Origin of the sequence: uncultured Maribacter sp. (assembly GCF_963977385.1) — a bacterium.
Classification (GTDB): domain Bacteria; phylum Bacteroidota; class Bacteroidia; order Flavobacteriales; family Flavobacteriaceae; genus Maribacter.
On record NZ_CAXBOU010000018.1, the window covers coordinates 21,932 to 47,389 of the forward strand.

At 34.8% G+C, this 25,458-nt stretch carries 27 protein-coding genes; 9 read left to right on the plus strand and 18 right to left on the minus strand.

Annotated elements, in window-relative coordinates; translation table 11 throughout:
- Window positions 1-35 precede the first annotated feature (35 nt).
- The gene (gene rimK, locus AAC084_RS16895) at window positions 36-1,406 is read left to right on the plus strand and encodes a 30S ribosomal protein S6--L-glutamate ligase (RefSeq protein WP_339841406.1); all 1,371 of its coding nucleotides are present in this window, start codon (window positions 36-38) and stop codon (window positions 1,404-1,406) included.
- A gap of 16 nt (window positions 1,407-1,422) precedes the next feature.
- Here rimK and AAC084_RS16900 read toward each other — a convergent pair whose 3' ends face one another.
- Window positions 1,423-2,370, minus strand: a complete 948-nt coding sequence (locus tag AAC084_RS16900; protein WP_339841407.1) for an NAD-dependent epimerase/dehydratase family protein — start codon at window positions 2,368-2,370, stop codon at window positions 1,423-1,425.
- A gap of 63 nt (window positions 2,371-2,433) precedes the next feature.
- On the opposite strand from AAC084_RS16900, the gene AAC084_RS16905 reads away from it, so the two are divergent.
- Both AAC084_RS16905 and AAC084_RS16910 read left to right on the plus strand, forming a co-directional pair.
- A complete protein-coding gene (locus AAC084_RS16905) occupies window positions 2,434-2,934 on the plus strand; it encodes a hypothetical protein (RefSeq protein ID WP_339841408.1) in 501 nt (166 codons plus the stop codon).
- Window positions 2,921-3,412, plus strand: coding sequence for a nuclear transport factor 2 family protein (locus AAC084_RS16910; RefSeq protein WP_339841409.1), 492 nt, complete (start codon window positions 2,921-2,923; stop codon window positions 3,410-3,412). Before AAC084_RS16905 ends, AAC084_RS16910 begins: the two co-directional genes overlap by 14 nt.
- Window positions 3,413-3,463: 51 nt before the next feature.
- Here the strand turns inward: AAC084_RS16910 and AAC084_RS16915 are convergent, their stop codons facing one another.
- The 4 genes from AAC084_RS16915 to AAC084_RS16930 all read right to left on the minus strand — a co-directional run bounded on the left by AAC084_RS16915 (window position 3,464) and on the right by AAC084_RS16930 (window position 7,889).
- A complete protein-coding gene (locus tag AAC084_RS16915; protein ID WP_339841410.1) occupies window positions 3,464-4,168 on the minus strand; it encodes a hypothetical protein in 705 nt (234 codons plus the stop codon).
- Between the two features lie 133 nt (window positions 4,169-4,301).
- Window positions 4,302-4,676, minus strand: a complete 375-nt coding sequence (locus AAC084_RS16920) for a hypothetical protein (protein ID WP_339841411.1) — start codon at window positions 4,674-4,676, stop codon at window positions 4,302-4,304.
- Between the two features lie 125 nt (window positions 4,677-4,801).
- Complete coding sequence (locus tag AAC084_RS16925) at window positions 4,802-5,611, minus strand: NAD-dependent epimerase/dehydratase family protein (protein ID WP_339841413.1); 810 nt, start codon at window positions 5,609-5,611, stop codon at window positions 4,802-4,804.
- A complete protein-coding gene (locus AAC084_RS16930) occupies window positions 5,604-7,889 on the minus strand; it encodes a M28 family peptidase (RefSeq protein WP_339841518.1) in 2,286 nt (761 codons plus the stop codon). Before AAC084_RS16930 ends, AAC084_RS16925 begins: the two co-directional genes overlap by 8 nt.
- 119 nt (window positions 7,890-8,008) lie before the next feature.
- Here AAC084_RS16930 and AAC084_RS16935 point away from each other — a divergent pair, with 119 nt between their 5' ends.
- Complete coding sequence (locus tag AAC084_RS16935) at window positions 8,009-8,473, plus strand: CBS domain-containing protein (RefSeq protein WP_339841415.1); 465 nt, start codon at window positions 8,009-8,011, stop codon at window positions 8,471-8,473.
- Between the two features lie 85 nt (window positions 8,474-8,558).
- Here AAC084_RS16935 and AAC084_RS16940 read toward each other — a convergent pair whose 3' ends face one another.
- The 13 genes from AAC084_RS16940 to AAC084_RS17000 all read right to left on the minus strand — a co-directional run bounded on the left by AAC084_RS16940 (window position 8,559) and on the right by AAC084_RS17000 (window position 21,762).
- Window positions 8,559-8,909: a hypothetical protein gene (locus AAC084_RS16940; RefSeq protein WP_339841416.1), complete on the minus strand. Its 351-nt coding sequence runs from the start codon at window positions 8,907-8,909 to the stop codon at window positions 8,559-8,561.
- Window positions 8,910-9,401, minus strand: coding sequence for a DUF6265 family protein (locus tag AAC084_RS16945; protein ID WP_339841417.1), 492 nt, complete (start codon window positions 9,399-9,401; stop codon window positions 8,910-8,912). It abuts the gene before it with no gap.
- Between the two features lie 51 nt (window positions 9,402-9,452).
- Window positions 9,453-9,833, minus strand: a complete 381-nt coding sequence (locus AAC084_RS16950; protein ID WP_339841418.1) for a VOC family protein — start codon at window positions 9,831-9,833, stop codon at window positions 9,453-9,455.
- A gap of 106 nt (window positions 9,834-9,939) precedes the next feature.
- Window positions 9,940-11,343, minus strand: a complete 1,404-nt coding sequence (locus AAC084_RS16955; protein WP_339841419.1) for an alpha/beta fold hydrolase — start codon at window positions 11,341-11,343, stop codon at window positions 9,940-9,942.
- Between the two features lie 245 nt (window positions 11,344-11,588).
- On the minus strand, window positions 11,589-12,161 hold the full coding sequence (locus tag AAC084_RS16960; RefSeq protein WP_339841420.1) for a pentapeptide repeat-containing protein: 573 nt from the start codon (window positions 12,159-12,161) through the stop codon (window positions 11,589-11,591).
- 15 nt (window positions 12,162-12,176) lie between these two features.
- On the minus strand, window positions 12,177-15,326 hold the full coding sequence (locus AAC084_RS16965; protein WP_339841421.1) for a glycosyl hydrolase: 3,150 nt from the start codon (window positions 15,324-15,326) through the stop codon (window positions 12,177-12,179).
- Between the two features lie 36 nt (window positions 15,327-15,362).
- Window positions 15,363-16,916, minus strand: coding sequence for a M20/M25/M40 family metallo-hydrolase (locus AAC084_RS16970; RefSeq protein ID WP_339841422.1), 1,554 nt, complete (start codon window positions 16,914-16,916; stop codon window positions 15,363-15,365).
- Window positions 16,917-16,976: 60 nt separating this feature from the next.
- Entirely contained in the window at window positions 16,977-17,420 is a 444-nt protein-coding gene (locus AAC084_RS16975; RefSeq protein ID WP_339841423.1) for an SRPBCC domain-containing protein, read from the minus strand.
- Complete coding sequence (locus tag AAC084_RS16980; RefSeq protein WP_339841424.1) at window positions 17,421-18,716, minus strand: Zn-dependent hydrolase; 1,296 nt, start codon at window positions 18,714-18,716, stop codon at window positions 17,421-17,423. It lies immediately after the preceding gene.
- A gap of 74 nt (window positions 18,717-18,790) precedes the next feature.
- The gene (locus tag AAC084_RS16985) at window positions 18,791-19,225 is read right to left on the minus strand and encodes a (4Fe-4S)-binding protein (RefSeq protein WP_339841425.1); all 435 of its coding nucleotides are present in this window, start codon (window positions 19,223-19,225) and stop codon (window positions 18,791-18,793) included.
- Window positions 19,226-19,795: 570 nt separating this feature from the next.
- Window positions 19,796-20,215 (minus strand): BLUF domain-containing protein, encoded by a 420-nt coding sequence (locus AAC084_RS16990; protein ID WP_339841426.1) that lies wholly within the window; start codon window positions 20,213-20,215, stop codon window positions 19,796-19,798.
- Between the two features lie 568 nt (window positions 20,216-20,783).
- Window positions 20,784-21,194, minus strand: a complete 411-nt coding sequence (locus tag AAC084_RS16995) for a hypothetical protein (protein WP_339841427.1) — start codon at window positions 21,192-21,194, stop codon at window positions 20,784-20,786.
- Window positions 21,175-21,762, minus strand: a complete 588-nt coding sequence (locus tag AAC084_RS17000) for an RNA polymerase sigma factor (protein ID WP_339841428.1) — start codon at window positions 21,760-21,762, stop codon at window positions 21,175-21,177. The genes AAC084_RS16995 and AAC084_RS17000 overlap by 20 nt, the downstream gene beginning before the upstream one ends.
- A 139-nt stretch (window positions 21,763-21,901) precedes the next feature.
- On the opposite strand from AAC084_RS17000, the gene AAC084_RS17005 reads away from it, so the two are divergent.
- The 5 genes from AAC084_RS17005 to ssb all read left to right on the plus strand — a co-directional run bounded on the left by AAC084_RS17005 (window position 21,902) and on the right by ssb (window position 25,387).
- Complete coding sequence (locus AAC084_RS17005) at window positions 21,902-22,249, plus strand: DUF6249 domain-containing protein (RefSeq protein WP_339841429.1); 348 nt, start codon at window positions 21,902-21,904, stop codon at window positions 22,247-22,249.
- Between the two features lie 518 nt (window positions 22,250-22,767).
- On the plus strand, window positions 22,768-23,355 hold the full coding sequence (locus tag AAC084_RS17010; RefSeq protein WP_339841430.1) for a carboxymuconolactone decarboxylase family protein: 588 nt from the start codon (window positions 22,768-22,770) through the stop codon (window positions 23,353-23,355).
- A 19-nt stretch (window positions 23,356-23,374) separates the two neighbouring features.
- Window positions 23,375-24,217: a histidine kinase gene (locus tag AAC084_RS17015; protein ID WP_339841431.1), complete on the plus strand. Its 843-nt coding sequence runs from the start codon at window positions 23,375-23,377 to the stop codon at window positions 24,215-24,217.
- Window positions 24,218-24,229: 12 nt separating this feature from the next.
- Window positions 24,230-24,613, plus strand: a complete 384-nt coding sequence (locus AAC084_RS17020) for a response regulator (protein ID WP_339841433.1) — start codon at window positions 24,230-24,232, stop codon at window positions 24,611-24,613.
- Window positions 24,614-25,054: 441 nt separating this feature from the next.
- On the plus strand, window positions 25,055-25,387 hold the full coding sequence (gene ssb, locus AAC084_RS17025; RefSeq protein WP_091624045.1) for a single-stranded DNA-binding protein: 333 nt from the start codon (window positions 25,055-25,057) through the stop codon (window positions 25,385-25,387).
- Window positions 25,388-25,458 lie beyond the last annotated feature (71 nt).

Consider the following 25,458-nt stretch of genomic DNA (forward strand, 5'->3'; position numbering starts at 1 on the left):
TAACTCCGTTTGTTCGGAGTCAAAAAAAAACAATATTGGATAATTTACAAATAATAGGTAGTGAAGAGTGGTGTGTTTTTAATGACTTAGGCATCCCTGCCATAAAAGCAAGGGTAGATTCTGGGGCTAAAACATCTTCTATACAAGCTGCCAATTTAAAAATAGTAATAAAAGGTGGTCATGAATGGGTAAAATTTGAGGTGAGTCCATTACAAGAAAACCGCAGTATTGCCATCGAATGCCAAGCAAGATTGGTAGACCGTCGTATGGTAAAAAGTTCTTCAGGTATTTCTGAAGAGCGTTTGGTCATAAAAACGCCTGTAACTATTGGCAATACTACTTTTGAAATAGAGCTGACGCTGGCCAATAGAGATACGATGGAGTTTCGTATGCTCTTAGGTAGAGAGGCATTGAATGAACGTTTTATAGTAAACCCTGCTTTAAACTATCAATTGCAAGATTTTGAAGAGGCGGAGGTTAATAAAATGTACGCACCATACTTTAAAGAAAAAACCGGATTAAAAATTGCCTTATTAGCTAGCAACCCAAGCTTATACAGTAATAAAAGAATTATGGAAGCTGCTGAGGCTAGAGGTCATGAAATTGATTTCTTAAATGTAGAGCAGGCGTATATGAAACTTGATGCGCATTCTCCAGAAATTAGATATCGTGGTGGGATCATTTTAAAAGATTACGATGCTATAATACCACGTATTAAGCCGTCGGTAACTTTTTATGGTTGTGCATTAATACGCCAATTCAATAATTTGGGCGCGTATTGTCAAAATTCTGCAGAAGCCATTACACAATCTAGAGATAAGTTGTTTGCGTCGCAGTTATTTTCAAAGAACGATATTCATATTCCTATTACAGGCTTTGCAAAATCGCCTATGGATACCAAAGATTTGATTAAAATGGTCAACGGTGCTCCATTAATAATTAAACTATTGGAAAGCACCCAAGGTAAAGGTGTTGTCTTGGCAGAAACTAATAAGGCTGCAGAAAGTGTTATAAACGCTTTTAAAAGTGTTAACACCAACATCTTAGTACAAGAGTTCATTAAAGAGGCTAACGGACAAGATATTCGTTGTTTCGTCGTGAACGGTAGAGTTGTAGCTAGTATGCAGCGTCAAGCTCAAAAAGGAGAATTCAGAGCGAATATTCACCAAGGCGGTATTGCATCTATAATTAAGATTACCTCAGACGAAAAGAAACTTGCCTTAAAAGCAGCTAAAGTATTGAACTTGGCCGTTGCTGGTGTCGATATTATTCGTTCAAATAAAGGCCCGTTATTGTTAGAGGTAAACTCTTCTCCAGGACTAGAAGGTATCGAAAATGCTACGGGTAAAGATATCGCCAATGCAATGATTGTAGCGATTGAAAAACGACTGAAATTCAGTAATTAAGAATTTGAGAAATAGGCTAAACCCTATTTCTCAAATTTTCTAACATCACGTCAGTGGTTTTTTGAAGGTCGAATTCAGCCTTCCAATTCCAATCTTTTTGTGCATTTGTGTCATCTATGCTACTTGGCCATGAGTTAGCTATATCTTGTCTAAAATCTGGCTTATAGTTTATTTTAAACTCAGGTATTAACGCTTTGATATTCTCAGCCATTTCTTTGGGCGTAAAACTCATTGCTGCTAAGTTATAAGATGAGCGCTCCTTAATATTTTTCGCAGGTGCTTCCATAATCTGTAAGGTGGCGCGTATGGCATCATCCATATACATCATGGGCAATTTAGTATCCTTTTCTAGAAAGCAGGTATACGAGCCTTCAGACAAGGCTTTATGGTAGATTTCGATAGCGTAATCAGTTGTACCGCCACCTGGCATTGTTTTCCAGCTAATAAGGCCTGGGTAACGAATACTTCGTACATCAACATTAAATTTGTTGAAATAATATTCACACCAGCGTTCGCCAGATTGCTTACTGATGCCATACACCGTACTCGGTTCCATTATAGTGTTTTGAGGTGTGTTTTCTTTAGGGGTATTTGGCCCAAAAACGGCTATACTTGACGGCCAGAAAACCTTTTCTATTTTTTTATCTTTTGCTAAATTCAACACGTTGAACAGTGTATTCATATTCAAATTCCATGCGCGCATAGGGAATTTTTCTGCTGTTGCACTTAACATCGCCGCCATTAGATAAATTTCGCTTATATCATAGTAAGCAATGACTTCCTCTAGATTATCGTAGTTGGTGGCATCTAATATTTCAAATGGTCCAGACTGCATTAATTCGTCGTTACCTTCTCTAATGTCACTTGCAATGACTTGGTCGTTTCCGTATTTCTCCCGGAGAGCTAAAGTTAGCTCAGTTCCAATTTGACCACAAGCTCCAATTATCAATATGTATTTTGGCATTTAAAATAGCGTTAAATGAATATTCGATAAAGATACCTTTTCTTAAAATTTGTACATTCGCTTATGCCCAAAATTATCTTTTATTTTATAGTTATTCTTTTAGCTTCCTCATGTAAGGATGCTGTTTCAGAAACCGCTAGTGTTCAAGAACCTCAATGGGAGGTTGTAACCAATGGTCTTCCTAATAAAGTGCGAGTAGATTCAAAAGCTCAAACTATACTCAATGAATGGAAAGATTTTATCGGATTAGAAAGAAGTTTTGATAAGATATATAACACTGAGAACAGAGAGGATTTCGTCCTAATTATCGATGAATTAGTTGAAAATCAGAAAAAAATGGAGGCAGGTATTTATCCCGCCGCTTTTGATATCCCACAAATAAAAGGAAGACAGAAAATATTTAAAACCTATATTTTAAAAACTAAGGGTGATTTAGAATACCGTCAAGACCCAAAAGAATCTTTGGAACAAATGATTACAGCTTTCAACGACCTAAGAAATCAATTTAATGTGGTAGTGAATAATACGCTGCCAGACGAACTACGTGCAAATGAAGAAAATTAGTGTATTAATTCTATTTATGGGTTCTGTGCTGTTTGGGCAGAGTGATGAAAAAATTGCAATAGCGAACACTTTAGATGATTGGCATGTTGCTGCTGGCGCAGCAGATTTTGAGGAGTATTTTGGTCTTATGACCGATGATGCCGTATTTATTGGAACGGATGCAACTGAAAATTGGCAGCACGAGGAGTTTATAAATTATGCTAAGCCACATTTTGATAAAGGTAGAGCTTGGAATTTTACAGCCGTTGAACGAAATATTTATGTGCATGATGAAGCTGATTTTGCATGGTTCGATGAACTTTTAGATACGCAGATGAAAATCTGCAGAGGTTCGGGTGTTTTAAAGAAAGTTAATGGAAAATGGAAAATTGCCCACTATGTTCTTTCTATTGTAGTGCCTAATGAGCATGTAGATGAACTGGTAAAGATTAAAAATGAAAAGGATAACCTTTTACTGAAACAGTTAAAAATAAAATAAAAAAAAGCGGATCCATTGGGTCCGCTTTTTATATAACCTTAATTCAAATTATTATTTTTTCTCTTCCGGTACATCTTTTCTAGAAGTTAAAGCTTGCTTGCTTAAACTTGCTAAATTAAAGTTCGGGTCCATTTGTAAAGCCTCGTCAATAGTAGCAATAGCCTGGTCAATATTAGTTTTGTCCATATTGTACTGAATAAGACCTTTTACATGCATAAAAGCGGCTTTTATTGGCACTTCATAAGGTTGTTGGCGTTCATAAAAAGCATATTTCATATCGTCAGTAGCATTTGCGATACCATATTCCACATTTTTCATAGCACCTGCATTGTCACCTAACTGTACTTTTAAGTCTGCCAATTCGTAGGCTAGATAGGCATTAGGAGCTCTAGAATTCAATATTTCGAATTGCTCCAAAGCTCTTTTTGGTTGGTTCAAAGCTTTTAATGAAATAGCCTTTACCTGAACGGCAAGGTCAGAATCAGTATCTACTTTTTCAATACCAATAGTATTAAGTGCTTGTAAATGCTGATTGTCGTTGGCGTATATGTAGGCAAGTGTATCATTTCTTTCTTTCGAGGGTGATAATACATTCAAATGAGTTAATGCGTTGATAACACCATCGACATCACCTTGCAATCGCATTTGGTCATAAAATGCTTGATAATGTTTTTGTAATTCTGTTTTTGTCTGTGAATATCCATAACTGCCAGAAAATAATATGGCAATTAATACAATTAAAACTGTCTTTTTCATCTTTTTAGCTCTATTTAAGGTGCGCTAAACTATTAAAATATTCTGTATGATCTTGTTAAGGAAAGCCTTAAATGTTCAAAAAGGAAAAAGGCGCCTCTTAGGCGCCTTTTAAAATTCATTGTTTTTTTAAACTTTAAACCAGCTCTAAAGTCTTATTTCTCTTTCTAAAAGAGTTTAAGAGTTGGGTATAAAAGCCAATACTTTTATTGTCTTTTTCAACGCAAGAATTTAAAAACTTACTTAAACTATTAAAAAGTAGATTAGTGTATATTGTTGGTAGATAGGTATTCACCGTTTTCGGGTCATATAGACTATCATCTTGTATGACCTCCATCTTTATTCTATGACGGTGATAATCTATTGTTACATTAGTAGCATTATAATATTTTTTTAATAATGCGACATGTAATTGTTCGTACTTTTTAGAACCGTTCGGATTCTTACAACTTAGGGAGATGAGCTTCTCTAATTCAACTAAAACCCGCTCCCTTAATTTTGCTTTCTTCATAACGTTTTGGATTTATATTGTGATACAAAGGTATGTCATACATCGATAAGTACCTGAAAATCAATTGTATATTAACTATTTTATGTCCAATATGTTGTGAAAATGAATGTAAGTGTTGTAAAGAGTTAATTTACTGATGTAAGAAAATCATAATTATTAATAAGAAAAGGGCTACAAGTTTCTATTAATTTGTATGTTTTGTTGTTTTCCGATTTATATTTTGGTGGTGTTAACCCTCTTTTCAATGCTTCCTTAGTGTAATATTTTTCTTTGGTTGGGTGTTGTGGATTTACAGCATTAAGAATCGCATTCCAATGGTTATGATGAATAATGGACTTTATTATTCCTATACAATCATCTAAATGAATTAGGTTGACGGGTGCATTGCCTCCTTTAAGATTTTCCCTGCCTGATAGCATAGTAGTCGGATGCCTATTCGGTCCAATTAATCCTCCAAAACGAATAATGGTAGTTTGTACGTGTTCATCATTTCGAAATAGATTTTCACACTCCAATAATTGAACCCCAGATGCCGTATTAGGTGCTGGTTTGGTTTTTTCGGTAACTGTACCTTCAGCTTCCCCATAAACAGCTGTGCTACTTGCAAAAATAACCTGCTTTACACTAGATTTTTTTATGGCATCATACAACAGCTTTATTTTTTCGATATAACTTTCCTTTGGGCCCTTACCTCTTAAGCCAGGAGGAATATTAATAATAAGTATGGATGCCGTATTTAGAAACTCCGAGATAGGCCCTTTAATACCATCTTCTGAAATTGAAATTTTAAAAGGTTGAATCCCTTTTGTTTTCAATATTTTTAATTTTTCTTCTGAAGTGGTTGTTCCACTAATATGATTTCCATCTTTTAATAACGCTTCGGCAAGTGGAAGTCCTAACCATCCACAACCTATAATTCCTATGTTTTTAGTCAAATTGTACTTTTTGAATGGTTAAAATGGCATCGTTAAGTATAAAAGGCATGGGTATTTCATTCTCTTTTCTTTGAGGTATGGTGAATAAAGCATTGCTCAATAAATCATTCGACGCCTCATATACTGTTAATTCTAATTTTGCATCGAAAGGAATCTCTAGGTTTAGTTCTGTATAAACAATATCACTGATGTAATGGGTTATCAGTTTTCCGTTCCCTCTATTTTTTAAATAGTACTCAGATAGTTCAATGCCATTAACATCAGCTTTTAAAATTTCCACCTCATTAGTAAAAACTTCTAAACGATTAATAGCTCTATTAGGTGTAACACAAACCCTTAGATGTCTAATAGTACCCATAACCGTATCTAATTGTATATCGATGTTTGGCGTTGGTACTTCCTTTAAGGGCGCCATATTGATAAAGGTGAAATTAGAGCCATATTTACTGCTAATCGTGTTCTTGGTTAATGTACTATCTACATAATTTTCATCTGTAATATATTGATTTGTCCAATCAGATAGAACATTTTCATACGTTGCCCACATCGCTTTTTCTTCATCAACATTTAAGACATACAGTAAGCTGGTAGGTTTCGGATTTTCTTTTGTGAAATTAGATTGCATATGAGCAGACACCATAAAACCAGCGAACAGTAAAAAGCTAAAAAATGCTAAAGCTGCTTTCTGTCGGTATTTTGTAATAAGCGGTAATAATAAAAAGAAAATTAAAGTAGTTAGCAGCGTAGTGGCAACCATCATCTTTAGTCCTAGACCAACAGGAAACATTTTAACGAATGGTGATAAAATGAATAGGGCAGGTATTCCGAGAAAAACCAATAAAAACGGATTCGGATTCTTCTGATTGATGTGCACATAAAGAGCTACTAAAAAACTATACAGTGGAACAATAAAAAATGCTGCACCCTTAAGATAGACTGCTAATAAACCGCAAATTATGAGCCATAAAAAAAGAGGAGCCACTAATAAATTAGCTGTTTTTACCACTTTAAACCTATGGTATGCGTAGAAACAAACGCCAATTGAGAAAAGGGTAAATGCAATAATATAGGCATGACCATTATAGGTGAAACCATGTAATATATCTTTATAACTTGGATAAAGCCATTTAAGAATCGACCAACTATAAAAGCCGACGATACCATTGATGACAAGGGAGAATAATACAGGAATAAATCCTTTTAAAATATCCTTACCATTCAAAACTTTCTTTTTAAAGCCTGATATCAATAGAATAATAAAAAGGATAACTGCTAGAATTAGCATGGGCATAATCCATGTAAAAGGATAGGAGACCATTCTAAAAAATGGCACGTTAAAATATACATTGTCGTTCAAGCTTTTTAAATTACCTAAATCAATAGCACTAAAATGTGTCATTAAGGGCATTAGATAACTGCCTTGGTGTGCTAATGTATTTCTATCTAACCGTTCGTAATTATCATTTGCGGTATGATAATCGAAATGATCATCTATAAAAGCAAAATTGAATCCTTCAACATCACCATCTTCTCGAAATACAGTTAAATCGGTATCGTTCGGTAACATTTTATAGATGCTATAGGCCAACGAATTTGCTACCGGAAATTCGGGATTCGCAGTAATAAATTCTGAAATTAATCGACTATTACCCCTGTTGGTTTCCATGAGCATATAGCTAGGGCCACCACTACCTCGAGCCTCAAAATTTAAAACAAGGCCAACATCTTTTAACCACTCATGTTTATCAACAAACAAATCAGCACCGTTTAAACCTAGTTCTTCAGCATCGGAAATAAGAATTATAATATCGTTTTTAGGAGTTGGATTTGTTTTCAGAAAAGCTCTTACTCCTTCTAATATGGTAGCAACGCCACTACCTGCATCACTTGCTCCTAGTGACGAATGCGGATTACTATCGTAATGACTTAATAATAACAATGCCTTGCCAGATTCGCTTCCTTTAATACGTGCGAGTATGTTTTCCGCTTTGCTTAAATTTCCCCAATCGCCAGATGTATACCCTTCTTGTAACGATGTTTCAAGTCCTAATTTTTCAAGTTCTTTTGTTATATATGAACGTACTTTAGCGTGTGCAGGAAAGCCAACTCCATGTGGTTCTTTTGAAATTTCTTTTACATGCACTAAAGCTCTATCTGTAGAAAATTCAGTTTCTATAACGGCCGTATCTGAATTGTATTGAGGTAAAAGGGAACGAAAGCTCCAGTAAATTGAAAGAATTATTATGAGTAATGTTAGTATGGTTGGTGTTCTTTTCATCATTATGATATTCTTTTATAAAGTCATAAATTATTAAAAATAAGCTACCTACATCGACTTTTTGTAGCAAATGTGGTATTTTTTAGTATCTTTAGTAATCAACCTTTAAACAAACTAGTATGGGAATCAAAAGCTTTCAAGGTGTTCGAAAGATATTTAAAAAACAATTCGATGCCCCAATTTTGGTAGCCGATTACATGACGACTAAGTTAATCACTTTTTCGCCAGATGAGTCTATTTTGGCTGTAATGGAAAAATTTGCCAAACATCATATTTCTGGTGGACCCGTATTAGATAATAATGGCTTTTTAGTAGGCATCATTTCTGAGGCAGATTGTATGAAGCAAATTTCAGAAAGTCGCTATTTTAATCAGCCGATTCTAGATAAGAATGTTGAAAATTTCATGACCAAATCTGTTGAGACAATCCCACACGATATTTCGATTTTTGATGCTGCAGGTATATTTGCACAACATAATAGGAGAAGATTACCAGTAATGAAAAATGGAATTTTAGTAGGGCAAATTAGTAGAAAAGATATTGTTATCGCTGCGTTAAAATTAAGTGGGCATAACTGGAAATAGGCCTCTTAGCCCCCGAATGAGGAACTATAATATTAAAAATGCTTTCTATTTGGAAAGCATTTTTTTGTTTTAGCCATTAGGAGAATTATTCTCGTTTCACAATCATATAAAAATCATTGTCTAAAGGAAGATAACCAAGGTCATAAAGAAAGTAATAAGTAGTTCCTTTTTTTGTGGTGTAAAGATTGGTAACATAATCAAAATCGAAACCTTTATCTATCAAACGGGTTCTCGTTGTTTTAGTTTTACCATCCGTGAGTTTGTAACTATCTAAAACCCTATAATTTTTTCGAAGTCTATTGTTGATATTTCGAATGAGATTCTTACTATCAGGGTTCACTTTATTGTTATAGGCATTACGACAATAATCATTACAGAATTTTTTATCGATTCTACCTATAACTTCTTTTCCGCATTCTAAACATTGCTTTTTCATTTATTGCCTGTGATAATTAAACTTCACCTCATTTGAAGTGCCATTTTCTTCGCCTACCTCAACATACATGTTTATCTCTTTATCTGATATTCGTTCAATGGTAAAGTCATCGAAATAAAAACGGTCTTCTATTACCTTTACTAATTTGAAATCGATTGTTTCTTCTTTTTCTTCCCAACCACTTAAGTCGGCATTAAAGTGTTTTAGTTGAAGAATTAATGTGCTGTCTATTTCTAGAATATGCCCAAATTCATAAAAACTTATTGCACCATCTGCCACTAACCGAAATGAAAACATCATAACACCACCTAATGGCGGACTCCATATTTCTTCAGCAACACCACCAAAAGCTTCTCCTTTCCAATGCCCGGCTAACCACTCTATATTTTTGAGATTGGCGTCTGGGCTTGTCATTCCCTCTTCAAAAGGCAATGTATTTTGAGCGTGTAATAAGCAACTGGCGCTAATGAAGAATAGCAGTATTAGTTTCATATTGAGGTATTTCTACCAATATACAAATTAAACGTTTACAAACGGCTCTATCTACTTTTCGTAAAACTCTATAGGTAAGTCATCTGGGTGGGCAATAAATGTGAATCGCTTTTGAGTGAATTCGTCAACCCGTATTGGCTCAGCAATTACATTATATGATTTACAATGGGCAATGATGTTGTCTAAATCATCTACCTCAAAGGCTAAATGTCTCAGTCCGCACGATTCTGGTTTCGATGGTCGTTTTGGTGGATTAGGGAACGAAAACAATTCAATGATGTACTCACCATTTAGGGACAAATCAAGCTTGTGTGATTTGCGTTCTTCGCGGTATACTTCTCTAATAACTTCCAAGTTTAATACATCGATATAAAATCGTTTTGAGACTTCATAATTTGAACTTATGATGGCTATATGGTGTACTTTGTTCATTATTTGTTTGAAGATTAGAGAACTAGACGAAGGCTTTTTATAGTAGGTTTTGTTAGTGTTTGTTGTTTCCGCCCGAGTAAAAATTCCGTTAGAGTAGCCCATTTTTTTATTGAGATCGTTGGTGTAAATTCCATTCAATTGGTTGTCTTATTGTGCTACAATCTAAATCCGGTTTATGGAATGGATTGTTAAGAAAATTTTCGGCAATTTGAAGGAAACAGGGGTTAGCCAAATCATGACTTTCATCTGGAAAAACGACTCCATAACCATTTTTCAAATACCTTAAAGCTTCGATGGAATTACTAATGGGATTGACCGGGTCTAAACTGCCCGAAACCATCAACGTTGGAATATCTGAAATCACGGGTTGGTTTTCAAGAACCTCAGCCCTAAATGGATGCCAATCGGATAGAGAGTTAAACCCTTCAAAGGTCATAATGTCAAATCCTAGTTCAGATTTTCCCTGAGCATTAATTATTTCAAGACTATCGATAAAGGGCAGTTCTTCATAGGCCATGACCGAATTATTCATGGGCCAATTAACAATATTGTAATTGAATTCGATACGCTGCAAAACTTCGTTAATGGGTTTCGAATTACCTTTCTCCATAGCTTCAATAATTTCGGGTATACCTGCTATTGACTGGCGACTGTAAAGTGACTGGTGTAATATTAGTAAAGCATCTCGACGGTTCAGAACAAAAGGTTGTGAATCGTAGTCTAAGTGCAAAGGTTCTGACTTTAACTTTTTTAGGATATTTAATAAACGATTTTTAAGGTTGGGATAGCGGCTATTACATTTCTCACTTTGTTCACAACGCCTGAGAACTTCAAAAAGAGATTTTTCAAAATGAATAACCGTTTCTCCTAATAATTGAGATTCTGGAGCAAAAACGCCTACAAAGATTGAGCTACGAACACTGTTTGGAAAGTCGCGCATGATAGTCAACCCCAACCTTGAACCGTAGGAAGCTCCTAATAGATTCCATTGTGCATATCCCAAATCTTTACGTAAGGCCTCAAAATCCGCAGCATTTTCTTGGCTATTATAGCCTGCCAAATCGACCCCTTTTTTATTGAGTACTTTGCTACATTGATTAAAGATTGAGTCCAAGGCTTTCAATTCTTCTTTAGCACTTAAGTCTTGTCTTACGACAGCAATAATAGCTTTACCTATATTACTACAGTCTGCATCGGACGACGCACCTGTTCCACGTTGATCCATAAGTACAATATCCCTATTGTTCCTAAAAGGATGATTTTTCCAATTCTCTTCCATGATTAAGGTAGGAACACCTGGTCCACCCTGTAAATATAAAATAGGTGCTTTTAACGAATCGGCTTTTTTTGCCTTAAGAACTTTATATGCTAATTTAAGAGTTCGAGAATCAGGATTTAGTCGGTTTTCAGGAACTATTAGGATGCCATCTATAACTTCATTTGGAGAAGTTGTATTACATGAATGAAAGAAAATCGCCAAAATCAAAACAGTCCATAAACGTATACTCATATATTGATTTTAAAGTGACTATTAGAAATTCCGTTAAAACTCGACATATTGGATATTGTAATTTAATAAAATGCTTTTTACAATAAACGCTAACAAAGGGATATCATCATTGATGACATCCTGCTTATATGACTAAGTTATGAATTAGTAGAAAAATAATGCATTTACAGACTTTAAACAATCCTTTATTCTAACTTTTCAAATTACTACATACCGAACTAAAACATCCCGTAATAAAACGGGTATCACTTAACAATCTTAAGCTTATACTTTTGTAAAAGTCCCTCAAGATTATCTTTTGAGAAAACTGCTCCGGCCATTCTATTATTTTCAGGATCTATACTATAATTGAAAGCACTACTAAAATTTGCCCTTTCAAGATTTGTTCTCGAAAAAATAGTGCGATCTAAATCGCAAGAGTCAAAGTTTGCTTTACTAAGGTTACAATCTGAAAATTCTGCCTCGTTCAGTTTGCATGATGCAAAGAACTGCCCTACAAGTTTTAATTCATTAAAAAGCGCATAACTAAGGTTACAGTCAAAAAACGAGATGTCCATTAAAAAGGAATTACACGTATTAAAGGCCACTCCCATAAGTTTACAATGTGAAAACTTCACCTCTTTAAATGTTGTATTTACAATATTTGTATTGCTTAAATTACATTCTATAAATTCACATTCCATGAATATCTGGTTATCCAAATATCCTTCAGAAAAATCACAAGCTTCAAAAACACAGTTTTCATATTCCGCTCTTGGCAAACGAGTTTTTGTAAAATTTTCGCCTTTATAAGTAGTGTCAATAATTAGATTGTTCAATACGTCATATCTATTTTAATTATTTGGAAATATAATAGCCGGAATTTCTAAACTCCTAAACAAATTATTGTATTGTGCCATTTCAGTATTTATGATGGCATTATGCTCTGTTTTAAAAACGGTCCATTCTGATATTAAATCTTGTAATCTAGTTTTGGCACCAGAAGTAACTTTTGGTTCAGCTACATCAATGTAACCTCTTAAATTTAGCAATTGAGAATTTAACTTATTTTCAAAATTAATGACATCTTGAAAAGTTTTTTGATTGGGTTGAATCAGGTTTTCTTCCCAAGTAGTAATTCGTTTTACTAATGAATCTCCTTGTTTTAAAAGAACTTCTGCTTTTTCATTCTCTTTTAGAAGTTTGGCGTATTCTTTCAATTGTGCTTTTGCCGAACGCATTGAATTAACTGAATTATGAATATCTACAACCGTTGTTTCAATGGTTTTCATCATGCTTTGCTGCGCTGCATAATCTTCCGTACTACCCTTAACTTTCGGATTAGCTAAAATCGTTACCGAAGTTTCAGTAGTATTATTACCTAAAGTTAATTTTAGGGTATAATCTCCTGGAGCAACAGTTGAACCATCAAGACCGCCAAGGACAAAAACCTTATCAACTGCAGGGAGGTTGTCTCTTTTAAAATTCCATGTAAATCGGTTATATCCTTTTTTAGAGGGTAATACTTCTGGTTTTGAAGGTCCGCCAGGCCAAGATTTGAAACCTTTGTCTTTTTGGTTTGTAACTGTTCTTATTACTGCACCGTTTTCTAGAACTTCTAATTTCAGTTCGGTACTATCTTGTTTTTCACTTAAATAGTAATCGAACGTTACTCCGCTTTTAGGATTACTACCAAGTCCCGGTTTAGGTTTGTCACTAGAACCACCAATGAATAAATAGGTGTCCTTTGGTTTGAAAATAGCAATCTTTTCCTTAGTAGTTGAAATATTTTGTATCGCTGCAAGGTCATCCAAAATCCAAAAAGCTCTACCTGCGGTAGCTGCAACCAAATCATTATCTTGAATGGTTAAATCATTTATAGGTGTCAATGGTAGATTTAATTGTAAAGGCTGCCAATGTAGTCCGTCATCTAAAGAGATAAAAAGACCTGTTTCTGTACCTGCATAAAGTAATCCCTTTACTTTTCTGTCCTCACGAACAACACGGGTAAAGCTGTTGTCACCCGTTATTCCATTGGTAATCTTCGTCCAAGTGGTGCCATAGTCTGTCGTTTTAAAAATATAATTATCAAAATCCATCGACTTGTATCGCATCAGCACAATATAGGCCGTTGCTGGGTCATGAGGTGATACTTCAATACTATTAATAATGCCTTCATTAATACCAGTTGGTGTGACATTCTTCCAAGAATTTCCACCGTCTTTTGTCACATGCACCAAGCCATCATCGCTGCCTGACCAAAGAACACCTTCTTCATGTGGTGATTCGGTAAGGTAGGTAAGAGTGTTATATATTTCACCACCTGCAGCTTCGTTGGTAAATGGCCCACCACCCAGACCATGTTTATCCTTTTCGTTTCGTGTTAAATCTGGACTAATAGCTTTCCAGCTATGACCTTCATCCGTTGATTTGAAAACAACATTACCACCATGGTAGATTGTTTTTCTGTCATGTGGTGATGTAATAATCGGAGCATTCCAGTTGTATCGATATTTTGCATTTTCGGGCGAGATACTCAAACCAAGTTCTGGATATTCTTTAATAGGTTTAGATTCTTTTGTTCTAGCATCCCACTTATCAATATTACCTTGGTATGTGCCACCATAAATAAGTTGCGGATTATCTGGGTCAAAAGCTAAAAAAGCGCTTTCTCCACCAGCTACTGCATACCAATCTTTCCAATCGATACCTCCATCGTTAGTTCTTGAAGCTATGGCAACTGTAGAATTATCTTGCTGACCACCATAAACATTGTAAGGCACTAAATTATCTGTAATAACCCTGTAAAATTGTGCTGTGTTTTGATTTTCTTGGGTGCTCCAGCTTTTACCGCCATTGTTTGATACGTTAGACCCGCCATCATTAGAATTAATCATACGCTGGTTGTTCAAAGGGTCTATCCATAAATCGTGATTATCACCATGTGGAGTAGATAGTGGAGAAAAAGATTTACCACCATCAATAGATTTTGTTACAGGCGCATTGAGTACGTATACAATATTCTCATTTTGTGTATCCGCAAAAATCTCCATGTAATACCACGAACGGGTAATGTTGATGCGGTCTTTATTGATCAGCGTCCACTTCTTACCCGCGTCATCAGATCTATAAACACCTCCTTTTTCACCTTCAGCCTCAATTACAGCAAATACCCGCTCAGGATTTGCCCGTGACACTGAAACACCGATTTTTCCCATTTCTTTCGGAAGTCCTTCGGTTAATTGTTCCCAAGTATCTCCACCATCCGCTGATTTATAGATGCCAGAATTTTTACCACCAGATTCCATCGTCCAAGGAAAACGTCTATGTTGCCACATAGCAGCATATAGTATCGTAGGGTTAGTCATATCCATAGATAGGGCAGAGGCACCTGTGATATTGTCTATAAAAAGAACATTCTCCCACGTTTCGCCACCATCAATAGTTTTATAAATACCACGTTGAGATGAAGGGCCATATTGTGCTCCTTGGGCAGAAATAAGAATAATATTAGGATTGGTTGGGTGTATAATAACATCAGATATATGTCTGGTTTCACCTAACCCCATATGTTTCCAAGTTTTACCTGCATCGGTAGATTTGTATACACCATCACCCATTGAAGTCATTACTCCTCTTGCGGCATGCTCGCCCATACCTGCAATAACAATATTGGGATTGCTTTCAGATACTGAAATGGCGCCTACGGTCGCAGTTTTTAAAAATCCGTCAGAAATATTATTCCATGTAATTCCGTCATCCGTAGTTTTCCAAATTCCGCCACCTACGGTTCCCATGTAATAGGTCATTGGTTCACCTACTACACCGGTTGATGCAACACTTCTACCACCCCTAAACGGACCAATATTTCGCCATTTTAATCCTTGAAAAAGTGAATCCTCTAGTTTGATCGTTGGTTCTGTGACCTTATTTTTTCTACGTTGCGATTGTAGTGCTAAAGGAGAAATAAGGAGTAATAAAAGTAAAAGTTTGATGGTTCTCATAATGTGGTTGGTTTCTGGTCTTTTTATCTGGAAATTTTATTCTTGCCCTCCGTTGCGTTCTGGAGTTCTTGGTGTTGGCCATTCTCCTTTTTCGCCAGATCTAGGGTTAATGCCTAAAACAGCTTTTTCACGTGATGTTTTTTCAGGATCTTCACACGCCATATAGGTAAGAATTGCGGTAAGAATCGCATTGTTGCGAACATCATCAAAAACTATTTTATCATACGTATCCAAGTTGGTATGCCACGTATAGTTCCAGTAATCCCAACTTAAGGAACTTAATGAAAAGGCTGGTGCACCGGCTGCAACAAAGGACGCATAATCAGAACCGCCACGACCTGGTGCACTTGGGAACGTAGTTTCAATTTCATTTTTATACCCTTCAGGTACAGCCTCTAACCAACGACCTAAATAATCGTATGCATGAAGAAAGCCTTGACCTGAAAGATTAACTACACGGCCAGTACCATTATCTTGATTGAAAACAGCTTGTACACCTGCAATAATTTCCGGATGGTCTTGAACAAAAGAGCTAGAGCCGTTCAAACCCTGTTCTTCACTTCCCCAATGTCCAATTAATATGGTTCGTTTTGGGTTAGGATATACTTTTTTAAGAATACGGGCTGCTTCTAACATGGTGATAGTTCCTGTTCCATTATCGGTAGCACCTGTCGCTCCATCCCAAGAATCGATATGTGCTGAAAGAATTACATATTCATCTGGGAATTCTGTTCCTGGTATGGTTGCAATGGTATTGAAGGCCGGAACCCTACCTAAGTCTTTTGATTCCGCTACTATTTTTATCTGCGGATTAGCTCCATGCTCAACCATACGGTATAACATGCCGTAATCTTCTAAGGATATATCTACTGCCGGAATTTTTTCGGTACCTGCACTGAATATTTTATTTGCCCCAAAACCTTCTGACCATCTAGATTGTGCGATACCAACTGCACCTGCTTTTTCGAAAGCAGCATTGATATTTCTACTCGTATAGCCTGTGTTACTAATATTCTGTCTCCAAATTTTTTCTAATGAATCTCGTTCGGACTTCATTTTTTCAAAAGAAACTTTCGTAGCATATTCTTCCCAGTTTTCATCTGGTCGGCCAGTAGGCTGTAACATACTTACCATTACAATTTTACCTTTTACAGAAGGAAGCCATTTTACAAAGGCCAACGAATCAGCGAAGCTTGGTAACGTGATTAAAGAAGCCGTAACTCCTTTTTTATTGGTACTAGGGTTCCATGCTAATTGTGTGGCATGTAATGAAGCAATTCTAGGTGATACCATATCTACATGGGTGATGCCACGTTGCCAACCTTTCCAAGTTCCCCATTGTTGATTTTCTGCAGAAATGCCCCATTTTTTATAGGTATTTATGGCCCAATCATGAGCAGTTTTCATTTCAGGGGTTCCTACTAATCTTGGTCCGTTGAGGTCCATTAATTCGTAGGCGAGTTGTTCAAGCTGTGAATTTCCATTGCCTTCTTTTTCAATGGCCTCAATAATATCTCTTTGGGTTTGTGCGGTAACAATAGTGCTGCATAGTAATAGTGTAACAGCTAAAACAGATAGTAGATTTTTCATTAGAATATGTTCTTTAGTTTGATTTAACTAAAATAGTGATAATAACAGGTAAGTTGGTACTTAGAAATCCTTAGATTTTTGTAAAAATTCTACCAAATTCTTATTAATCAGATAATCCCATCCGGCTTCGCCACTTTCTCTTTTAAATTCAGGGATATCTTTAGGGTAAGGTTTTAGAACGTGGCTTTCTAGTTTTAAATGTGTGGTATTATTTTTATCAGTCAACTCAAAGATTGACAGGCCTTCGCCGTTATATTCTTCAAACTTCCACGTGTAAGAGATTTTTTTAAAGGGAATTACCTCGGTGATTTTCCAAATGTGTGTAAAAGTTCGCTCCCCACTTTGTACTTTAAATTTGGTTTCAAAGCCTTCTTCAGGTTTAAAATCTGGTATATTTTCAAAGTACCATTTACGCATTTGTGTAACGTTAGTCAATGACTCCCATACTTTATCCACTGTGGTGTCTAGACTTATTTCAATTCGTATGGGTCCTTGATTATCCATCTAGTCGAGTTCTTTATCCAACGCTAATATAGTTTTCAATAAGACATTAGCTCCGTTCGCCATATCGGAAGCGGAAGTAAATTCTTTCGGAGAATGACTAATGCCACCTTTGCTTGGAACGAATATCATTCCTGTAGGCGCAATTAATGCCATGTCTTGAGCATCATGACCGGCACCACTCGGCATAGACTTATAACTTAGCCCCAACGAATTGATGCTTTTTTCTATCTCTTGTTGAATTGTTGAATCCATTATGGCTGGATCAGCCGTTGTATCTAAAGCAGAAAAGGTAATTTCGACACCCGATGTTTTACTAATATTTAAAGCTCGTTTTTCAATTTCTTGATATACCTTTTCAATAACTTCGGATGAAAGGTCACGTATTTCCAAACTAGTAACCACCTTACCCGGAATCACATTTGGCGCACCCGGTTCAGCAGATATTCTACCTACCGTGGCAACTTGAGCGCCTTCAAAACTAGTAGCTACTTCGTTTACGGTGATGATAAATTTTGCTGCGGCCAATAAAGCATCTTGTCTGGCATTCATTGGTGTTGTACCTGCATGATTAGCAAAACCATTGAATTCAACATTCCACCATTTTAAACCTACGATACCTTCTACAATGCCAATGTCAAGATTCTCTTTTTCTAGTATGCCGCCTTGCTCAATATGCAGTTCTAAAAAAGCAGCTACCTCACCTTTTTTACGAGCGACTTCTGCAAGTCTAGTGGTGTCACCACCTAATCGCATCATACCTTCGCCAATGGTATACCCTGTGGAATTTTTAACGGAAAAGGCAGTTTTTTTCAAATGACCTGCAATTGCTCTGCTACCTACAACACCACCTTCTTCATTTGAAAAAATTATGATTTCTAATGGATGCTTTGTTTTAACGTTGTTTTCATCAAGAACTTTAAGAACTTCTAAGGAAGCCATGGAGCCTACGCAGCCATCATAGTTTCCGCCATGCGGAACGCGGTCTATATGTGACCCAAAAGAAATAGGCTTTTTTGTTTTGTTTGTTCCTTTTCTAATACCAATTACATTTCCGGCGAAATCGATATGGGTTTCTATACCCATTTCTTTTAATTGGGAAATAACCCATTGTTGCGCGGCAACATCCGCATCACTAAAAGCTACTCGCTCTGTTTCTCCATTTTCTTGAATACCGAATTGAGCAAGGTCCATGATTCGTTTTTCCAATCGGTCTTGGTTAACGGTTAGTTGCGCATGAAGAGCAAACATTGGACAAATGAGTAAAACTATAAGCAGTAGGCTTTTGTGATTTTTCATAGTATTCTAGTTGGTGCTCAATTCATTTCTATTGTATATAGATAATTCGATTTGTAAGTTTTGCTACTATACTTTTATCCGATAAAGTCTATTTTTCTATGTGAACCATCGCAAAAAGGTTTGTTTTCTGATACACCACAACGACAAAATCCGGTTGTGCCTTCTTTGGTGACAATCTCGCCTGATGCCAATTGTATTTCTAAGTTTCCTTTAATTTTTAAAGGTCCATTTTTTGCTACTATAATTTCAGTTGCACTAGATTCAGTTACTTCTCTTTCTTCCATTATTTCGTTTTTTATGTAATAGGTTAATGCCCCAGAAGGGCATTCATTAATTTGTGATTTTAAAGTTGATGTAGTTGTGGTCTCTGGAGTGATCCACGGTTTTCCGTTTGGATTGTAAACATCCGGAAGCATGTGAATACAAACTTTGGCATGGATACATTTTTTTGGTTTCCAAACAACGATTAATTCACCGTTCGAATATTCTTTAGTTATTTCTTTTTCCATGATTACTTATCCGATGTTAATACTTTTTATAACCAGTTTTTTTCCTATCAGGATGTCTTTTTAAATATAAAGCTAAAAAAGACACATCGGAATCTATGTTGAATCTTCTCGTTCGATATCTCTTAAATCTTTAACAACAAGTGCCGAACCAATTCCTATACTTTTCTTAAGTGTAAGTACTTCGTATGCATCAAATATATTTTATCCTTGGCCTTAATATAATCCATACGGACGGTAAATCGATCAATTAATACTTCATGTCTTTTTTCTGATTTGTTATCCATCAAATTCAAACCCCTCGTGGTTAAAATTTTAGAAGTTTTAAGGTAGTAAAAAAAATGTGTCTATAGATGAATTAGGTGTAAACGAATTTTTATACTAGGTTGTGTGGCCCATAGTTTGTTATCCATCTTTCAAATAATGATTTTTTAAAGAACTGAAAATCAGCATGTAAATTAGTAAGTTGCCAAAAAAAAGCAATTACTAAATAATCTTCTTATATAAGTTTTACGTTGAAATTTTTAATTCTTGACAAGAATTAAATCCTTTACTTAGTTTATTCTAACCAATCTAATGAAGCAATTTTTTGGCAGCCAACCAAAATCTTTTGGAAGTTGGGTTTGGTATAACTGACATATCTGGAATCTCCATAACTGGGTTGACCATAAGTTCAATATATTCATAAGCTTCATTAGGAATATTACCTTCGAGATAAGCCATACTCCAAGTATCAAATTCTCTTGTATAGATATTGCTACTCGAAAGAAGGTCAACTGCGGAATGTCGTTTGTCTACCTTAATTCTTTCAAATAACGCTAAGACGGCTTCAAGTTCACCTTCCAGATATTGCACAAAAATTCCTCGATGATATAAAAGACAGCCTGTTATATCATTGTTTTCATTGAAAACCCTTGCATGTTCAAGCATTTCATCAATCTGAGCCTGCAACAGAAGAGTATTGGCAATAGATTTATATACAAGATTGTACATTTGGTAATACTTTATAGAGCCGTATAATATATTTGCTTTAGTAATACTAAAAATTAGAACTTAGAATATATCAAATTTAGACGAGAAACTACACTTGAAAGGTCTTAAATTTCTTACATTTTATACAATAAAAATGACACTTCACACAATTGTATACTCCAGATCGATAGATAGTTTCTAGATTAAAACAAAAATCACTGATCATGCAATAAAAATCCTCCAAAAAGGAACTTTTTTTAATAAAAAACTCAAGAACTCATGAATTCACTTATATACTATATCGCAACTGCAGCCATAATATTTACCATAAGCGTTATTATTTTTATTCTAACTGGGATTATTAAAAATCGATATAATAATTAAATTCGATACAGGCTTTCTACAATTTGATGTCGACGTGATAATATCAAATAAAAAGTTTAAACAGGGGATAAGTATACCCTTACTTAATATAGGACTAATATTTTGTCATGTATATTTTAAGTAAAAAATTTAGTATATATAAATACGGAATCTTATAGCTTTCAAGTTGTTTTTACATTCTCTTAGTAATGTATATTCATTAAAATTAAACACTTAACCTCTTATTAAAGTATAATTTGAGGAATGATATTTGTACGGCAAACATTAAAGCAAAAATTACTACTGAATATATCATTCTTTTAGAGAAAATGAGATTGGAGAACTTGGCAACCATAGTGTTATAGGGAAGATCACTAATATTTATGTTAGGCAGCCAACTGGTTTCTGTCGTACCAAAAAATAAAGGATACGCCAAAGTTCCTATAATTAAAGCAAAAAGGCCTATCCACACTGGTTTAGAAATTAATGGTCTATAAGGTGTAACGTTGCTATTCGCTATCACTTCTACTTTAGACATAATATTGGACGTAAAATCTATCGAAGGGGTTTCAAGAGATGTCTCTTTCATTATTTTATCGATAAGATGTTCCAGTTTTTTATCTTCCGTTTCGTTCATAATTTTCTATTATTTCTGGTTCTAACTTATCTCTTAAAATACCTGTTAGCTTTTTTCGACTTCTAAATAATTTCACCTTAACATTGTTGGCTGTTAAATCAACAATTTTTGCAATTTCTTCCAACGATAAACCTTCAAAATAAAATAACGTCAATAATGCGATATCATTACTCGGAAGTAATTGTAAGCATTCTTGAATAGCTTGTTTACGCTCTTTTTTTTCCATCATATCCAAAGCGTTATCAATTGTTTCGACTTGATTATCGTTATATTCATCTAGGGCAAAGACATGTTGTTCACGCTTATTTTTTTTCAACCTATCCAAACATGTATGATAAGTTATTTTGTAAATCCATGTCGAAAATTTTGATTCGCCTTTGAATTTATTTAATGAACGGAACACCTTTATAAAAGTATCTTGCGACACCTCTTCGGCCTCTTCCCTATGTTTTAACATGCGTAACGCAAGAGTAAATACTAAATCTTTATAACGGTCCACCAAAAAGCTAAACGATTGTGGATCGCCTGCCAAAATAGCATCAATTAGTGGTTGGTCGTTTGTCTCCATTTGTATATAAGACGATACTTAATTAGTTCAGGTTACAACAATAGACGAAAATATTTTGGTCGAAAGTGTAACCTCGGTTTCGAAGATGTCGTCATAAGCTATGAACCTGATTAAATTAATCAATTAAAAAACAGCAATTATGGACCCAGAAATTATTATCCCAATAGTATTCTTCGGATCAATCTTCGGAATATTTTATTTGTATATCTCAAGTAGAAACCGAGAGCGCTTGGCTCTTATTGAAAAAGGGGCAGATGCCAGTATTTTTGCTAGAGGCGAAGGTAAATCACCTATCTGGAAAGTTATGATCCTCAACATTTCCTTGTTGCTTATGGGAATTGGTATTGGAATTTTCGTCGCAACGTTAATAGACCATTACTCCTCTCTTGAGGAAGAAGCAATTTATCCGGCAACAATTTTCTTAATGGCAGGTATAGGTTTATTCGTAGGTTTTAAGATGACCAGCGCTATGGATAAAGATCGGTAGAAAATAATAAGTAATTAATCATCAAACCACTTTTGTCGATTATGACAAGAGTGGTTTTTAATTTTTAAAACATGAAAAGAGTACCCTATTTGTAGTATGTGATATTCTATCGCTTAATTCTTAAACTCTTGCTTATAGACAAAACTTAGAATCTAATATTGACAGTTTATTGATAAAAAAATATCCTCCAAATGAACCTGGGCAGCTTTTCTGGTTTCTAAAAACGGGAATATCATTTATAATAAAGCATTTGGGCTTGCAAATCTGGAATTAAATTTTCCTATGCAAAAAGAAAATGTTTTTGAAATTGGTTCTATCACAAAACAGTTCACTGCAATTTCAATTTTATTGCTTATGGAAAGAGGTGGATATCAAATTATAATTATTCAAAAATTGATGAGAATAAAATTTTTGTAAGAAATTTATTATACTTGTGTAAGTAATAATTCTCAATGATAGCCGTTATGGTTTAGATTATTATCAATATAATATTTAAATTAATCTCTCATTTACATACAATGAATACAGCTATAAATACTAAAATCTCCCGTTTTCCAATTGTATCATACGAAGAAGCTACTCCTGAAGTGAAAGCTATTTACGATGACACCAAAAAAACACTTCAAATACCATTCGTTTTAAATTGGTTTAAATGTCAGGGAAACAATGCTACATTACTTGCAGGAAATTGGGGAAAACTTAAGTCTACATTGATGCTTGGGGATGTACCTAACGTGCTAAAGCAGCTCATCATTTATAATGTTTCAAAAAATCGAAACTGTGAATATTGTGCCCATGCCCACGGTATCTTTGCCGATAGTATGAGTAGTATGATTAGTAATAACGAAAATTTTAGAGTTACTGAAAATCTTGATTCACCCATTATACCTGAAAGCTATCGTAAAGCTATTAAAATTGTAACAAAGGCAGCACTTAATCACGCTCAGGTTTCTGACAAGGATTTTGAAGATCTGCAAGAGGCAGGATTTGATGACCTTGAAATTCAGGAATTAATGGCTCAAGCCGATTTAGTGAATATGCTCAATACGATTGCAGATGTATCTGGAATAAAAATTGATAATGAATTAATGGAGGCCAACGCCTAAATTCCGTCGTCAACATTATATGGATTTAAGGGCTAGTAAATACAGGATTACCTATGAGGCTTTTTCAAAATTTTCTGGACATATCAGTAAGTCTCGAAGTATTGAAGAGCTTGCGGGAATAGTCAATAGAAATATCAAATATCTTTTTGTTTCTAAATTATTGCGTATTACCATAATGGTTGATGAAAAGCCAAATATATTCTTATTTCAAAATAGGGGTTTCGTCATTTCCAAGTTTAAGAAGAATATTCTGGACTATGAACATCGTTTGTTAAAAAATCAAGTTCCTTTTTGTGAGGAAATTACAAGTGATTTCCTCATAAATACTGTAGAGCAAAATTTGGCTAAACCAAAATTATGGGGTTGGTATTTCAACTATAACAAAATAGAGGTCTGTGCTTCAGTAATTTCTGACGAAATAAAGACGTTTAACAATACTGATGTTGAAGTCCTTCATCTATTGATAGATAATTTTGTCACTAAATACCAGCAGTTATTACTTGAAAAAAAACTAAAGAAGAATAATAAAAGTTTAGTAAAAGCCGTAAAATTAATTGAGAGTAAAAATAAGCAAGTACGTATAATTGTAGAAAATCAGAAAAAAACTATTGACCAAAGAACGAGCGAGATTAGAAAAAAGAATAATAAATTGTTAGAAATCTCACGTTTAAATGCGCATAATGTTCGCGAACCGCTCAGTCGAATTTTAGGTTTAATAGATATCGCAGAGCATTTTGAAGCTCATGAATTAAAGGAGAATATTTTGAATCCGTTGATTATATCTGCTAATGAACTGGACGATACACTTAAGAATATAGTAGAAAAAAGTGCCGGCGAAATAAATGGGCTGGCCGTTGAATAACTTACGCTAACTATGATTGCAATTCCTAAAAATGAACTATGTATATTTCTGGTAGATGATCAGGAAATTACAAATTTTATCAATAAAAAATTAATTGACGTTACTGGTATGTGCAATAAAGTTTATGACTTTCTAGAACCAGCAAAAGCTTTAGATCATTTAGAGCAACATCAACCCAATTTGATTTTCTTAGATTTGAACATGCCCAAAATTAGCGGCTGGGATTTTCTTGAAAAAATGGAAAACTATAATACAAGCGCTGATGTGGTGATTGTCACATCTAGCACTAGTGTTTTGGATAAGGAGAAAGCGAAAACATTTAGTCGGGTCAAAGACTATTATATTAAACCACTTAAAATAGATGCAGTTCGAGAACTTATCTCAAAATATCAGTAAATTGCTTTAGGTTTTACATCCACATCCAAAATATGTAATGCTCAAACCTTATATTTTAGAACTAATACCGTTTACTTTTTCTGTAGTATTCCACGTATAACCAATTACAAATTTAGAAATGGTCTATTCATAATCGTTATTAGAATTGTATTTATTGGTGACAACTTTACCGACTTTTTAATCGAATAGTAACCACTTAGGTTTTACTTGTTTTTAAAAAATGGGCAATTCACGTCCAAAATCAAACTTTATTTATTGTTGTAAAAAGGTGAGTAGTTACCTTATTGTCAATATTTTAATTATTTACAAACGACTGTAAACGATTACAAACGATAGTAAGTGTTTAGAAACCGAATATAGTTTGGAAGCTGTTTTAAGTTTGCAGTGTCGAGTCAATAAGGCTTGGTATTATGAACTGTTTAACGATAAAAAATATTTAAGATGAACGCACTAAAAAACAAAGTACAATTGATTGGAAATTTGGGTCAAGACCCTGAAATCGTAAACTTAGAAGGTGGTACTAAATTGGCAAAGTTTTCAATAGCCACAACCGATAGTTTCAAAAATGCAAAAGGTGAAAAAGTAGATGATACCCAATGGCATAATATTGTTGCCTGGGGAAAAACGGCTGAGATTGTAGAGAATTATTTGACTAAAGGAAAGCAAGTCGCAATAGAAGGAAAACTAACGCATCGCTCTTATGAAACTAAAGAAGGTGAAAAAAGATATATTACAGAGATTAGGTGTAATGAACTTTTGATGCTGGGGAAGTAAATTAAACGTCTTCACGAGGAGGCACAAAGAAATGATCTGCTGTTTCGGGACACGAATGCAGCAGATTGCTT

What these genes read in the sequence shown, in the direction of transcription:
- AAC084_RS16915 (WP_339841410.1), bottom strand. Translation starts at nt 4,168, where the DNA reads ATGAAAAAGACAGTTTTAATTGTATTAATTGCCATATTATTTTCTGGC.
- AAC084_RS16945 (WP_339841417.1), bottom strand. Translation starts at nt 9,401, where the DNA reads ATGAAACTAATACTGCTATTCTTCATTAGCGCCAGTTGCTTATTACAC.
- AAC084_RS16970 (WP_339841422.1), bottom strand. Translation starts at nt 16,916, where the DNA reads ATGAAAAATCTACTATCTGTTTTAGCTGTTACACTATTACTATGCAGC.
- AAC084_RS16905 (WP_339841408.1), top strand. Translation starts at nt 2,434, where the DNA reads ATGCCCAAAATTATCTTTTATTTTATAGTTATTCTTTTAGCTTCCTCA.
- AAC084_RS16955 (WP_339841419.1), bottom strand. Translation starts at nt 11,343, where the DNA reads ATGAGTATACGTTTATGGACTGTTTTGATTTTGGCGATTTTCTTTCAT.
- AAC084_RS16975 (WP_339841423.1), bottom strand. Translation starts at nt 17,420, where the DNA reads ATGGATAATCAAGGACCCATACGAATTGAAATAAGTCTAGACACCACA.
- AAC084_RS16950 (WP_339841418.1), bottom strand. Translation starts at nt 9,833, where the DNA reads ATGAACAAAGTACACCATATAGCCATCATAAGTTCAAATTATGAAGTC.
- AAC084_RS16935 (WP_339841415.1), top strand. Translation starts at nt 8,009, where the DNA reads ATGGGAATCAAAAGCTTTCAAGGTGTTCGAAAGATATTTAAAAAACAA.
- AAC084_RS16980 (WP_339841424.1), bottom strand. Translation starts at nt 18,716, where the DNA reads ATGAAAAATCACAAAAGCCTACTGCTTATAGTTTTACTCATTTGTCCA.
- AAC084_RS16995 (WP_339841427.1), bottom strand. Translation starts at nt 21,194, where the DNA reads ATGAACGAAACGGAAGATAAAAAACTGGAACATCTTATCGATAAAATA.
- AAC084_RS17005 (WP_339841429.1), top strand. Translation starts at nt 21,902, where the DNA reads ATGGACCCAGAAATTATTATCCCAATAGTATTCTTCGGATCAATCTTC.
- AAC084_RS17000 (WP_339841428.1), bottom strand. Translation starts at nt 21,762, where the DNA reads ATGGAGACAAACGACCAACCACTAATTGATGCTATTTTGGCAGGCGAT.
- AAC084_RS17015 (WP_339841431.1), top strand. Translation starts at nt 23,375, where the DNA reads ATGGATTTAAGGGCTAGTAAATACAGGATTACCTATGAGGCTTTTTCA.
- AAC084_RS16910 (WP_339841409.1), top strand. Translation starts at nt 2,921, where the DNA reads ATGAAGAAAATTAGTGTATTAATTCTATTTATGGGTTCTGTGCTGTTT.
- AAC084_RS16940 (WP_339841416.1), bottom strand. Translation starts at nt 8,909, where the DNA reads ATGAAAAAGCAATGTTTAGAATGCGGAAAAGAAGTTATAGGTAGAATC.
- ssb (WP_091624045.1), top strand. Translation starts at nt 25,055, where the DNA reads ATGAACGCACTAAAAAACAAAGTACAATTGATTGGAAATTTGGGTCAA.
- AAC084_RS16920 (WP_339841411.1), bottom strand. Translation starts at nt 4,676, where the DNA reads ATGAAGAAAGCAAAATTAAGGGAGCGGGTTTTAGTTGAATTAGAGAAG.
- AAC084_RS17010 (WP_339841430.1), top strand. Translation starts at nt 22,768, where the DNA reads ATGAATACAGCTATAAATACTAAAATCTCCCGTTTTCCAATTGTATCA.
- AAC084_RS17020 (WP_339841433.1), top strand. Translation starts at nt 24,230, where the DNA reads ATGATTGCAATTCCTAAAAATGAACTATGTATATTTCTGGTAGATGAT.
- AAC084_RS16900 (WP_339841407.1), bottom strand. Translation starts at nt 2,370, where the DNA reads ATGCCAAAATACATATTGATAATTGGAGCTTGTGGTCAAATTGGAACT.
- AAC084_RS16930 (WP_339841518.1), bottom strand. Translation starts at nt 7,889, where the DNA reads ATGAAAAGAACACCAACCATACTAACATTACTCATAATAATTCTTTCA.
- AAC084_RS16965 (WP_339841421.1), bottom strand. Translation starts at nt 15,326, where the DNA reads ATGAGAACCATCAAACTTTTACTTTTATTACTCCTTATTTCTCCTTTA.
- AAC084_RS16990 (WP_339841426.1), bottom strand. Translation starts at nt 20,215, where the DNA reads ATGTACAATCTTGTATATAAATCTATTGCCAATACTCTTCTGTTGCAG.
- AAC084_RS16985 (WP_339841425.1), bottom strand. Translation starts at nt 19,225, where the DNA reads ATGGAAAAAGAAATAACTAAAGAATATTCGAACGGTGAATTAATCGTT.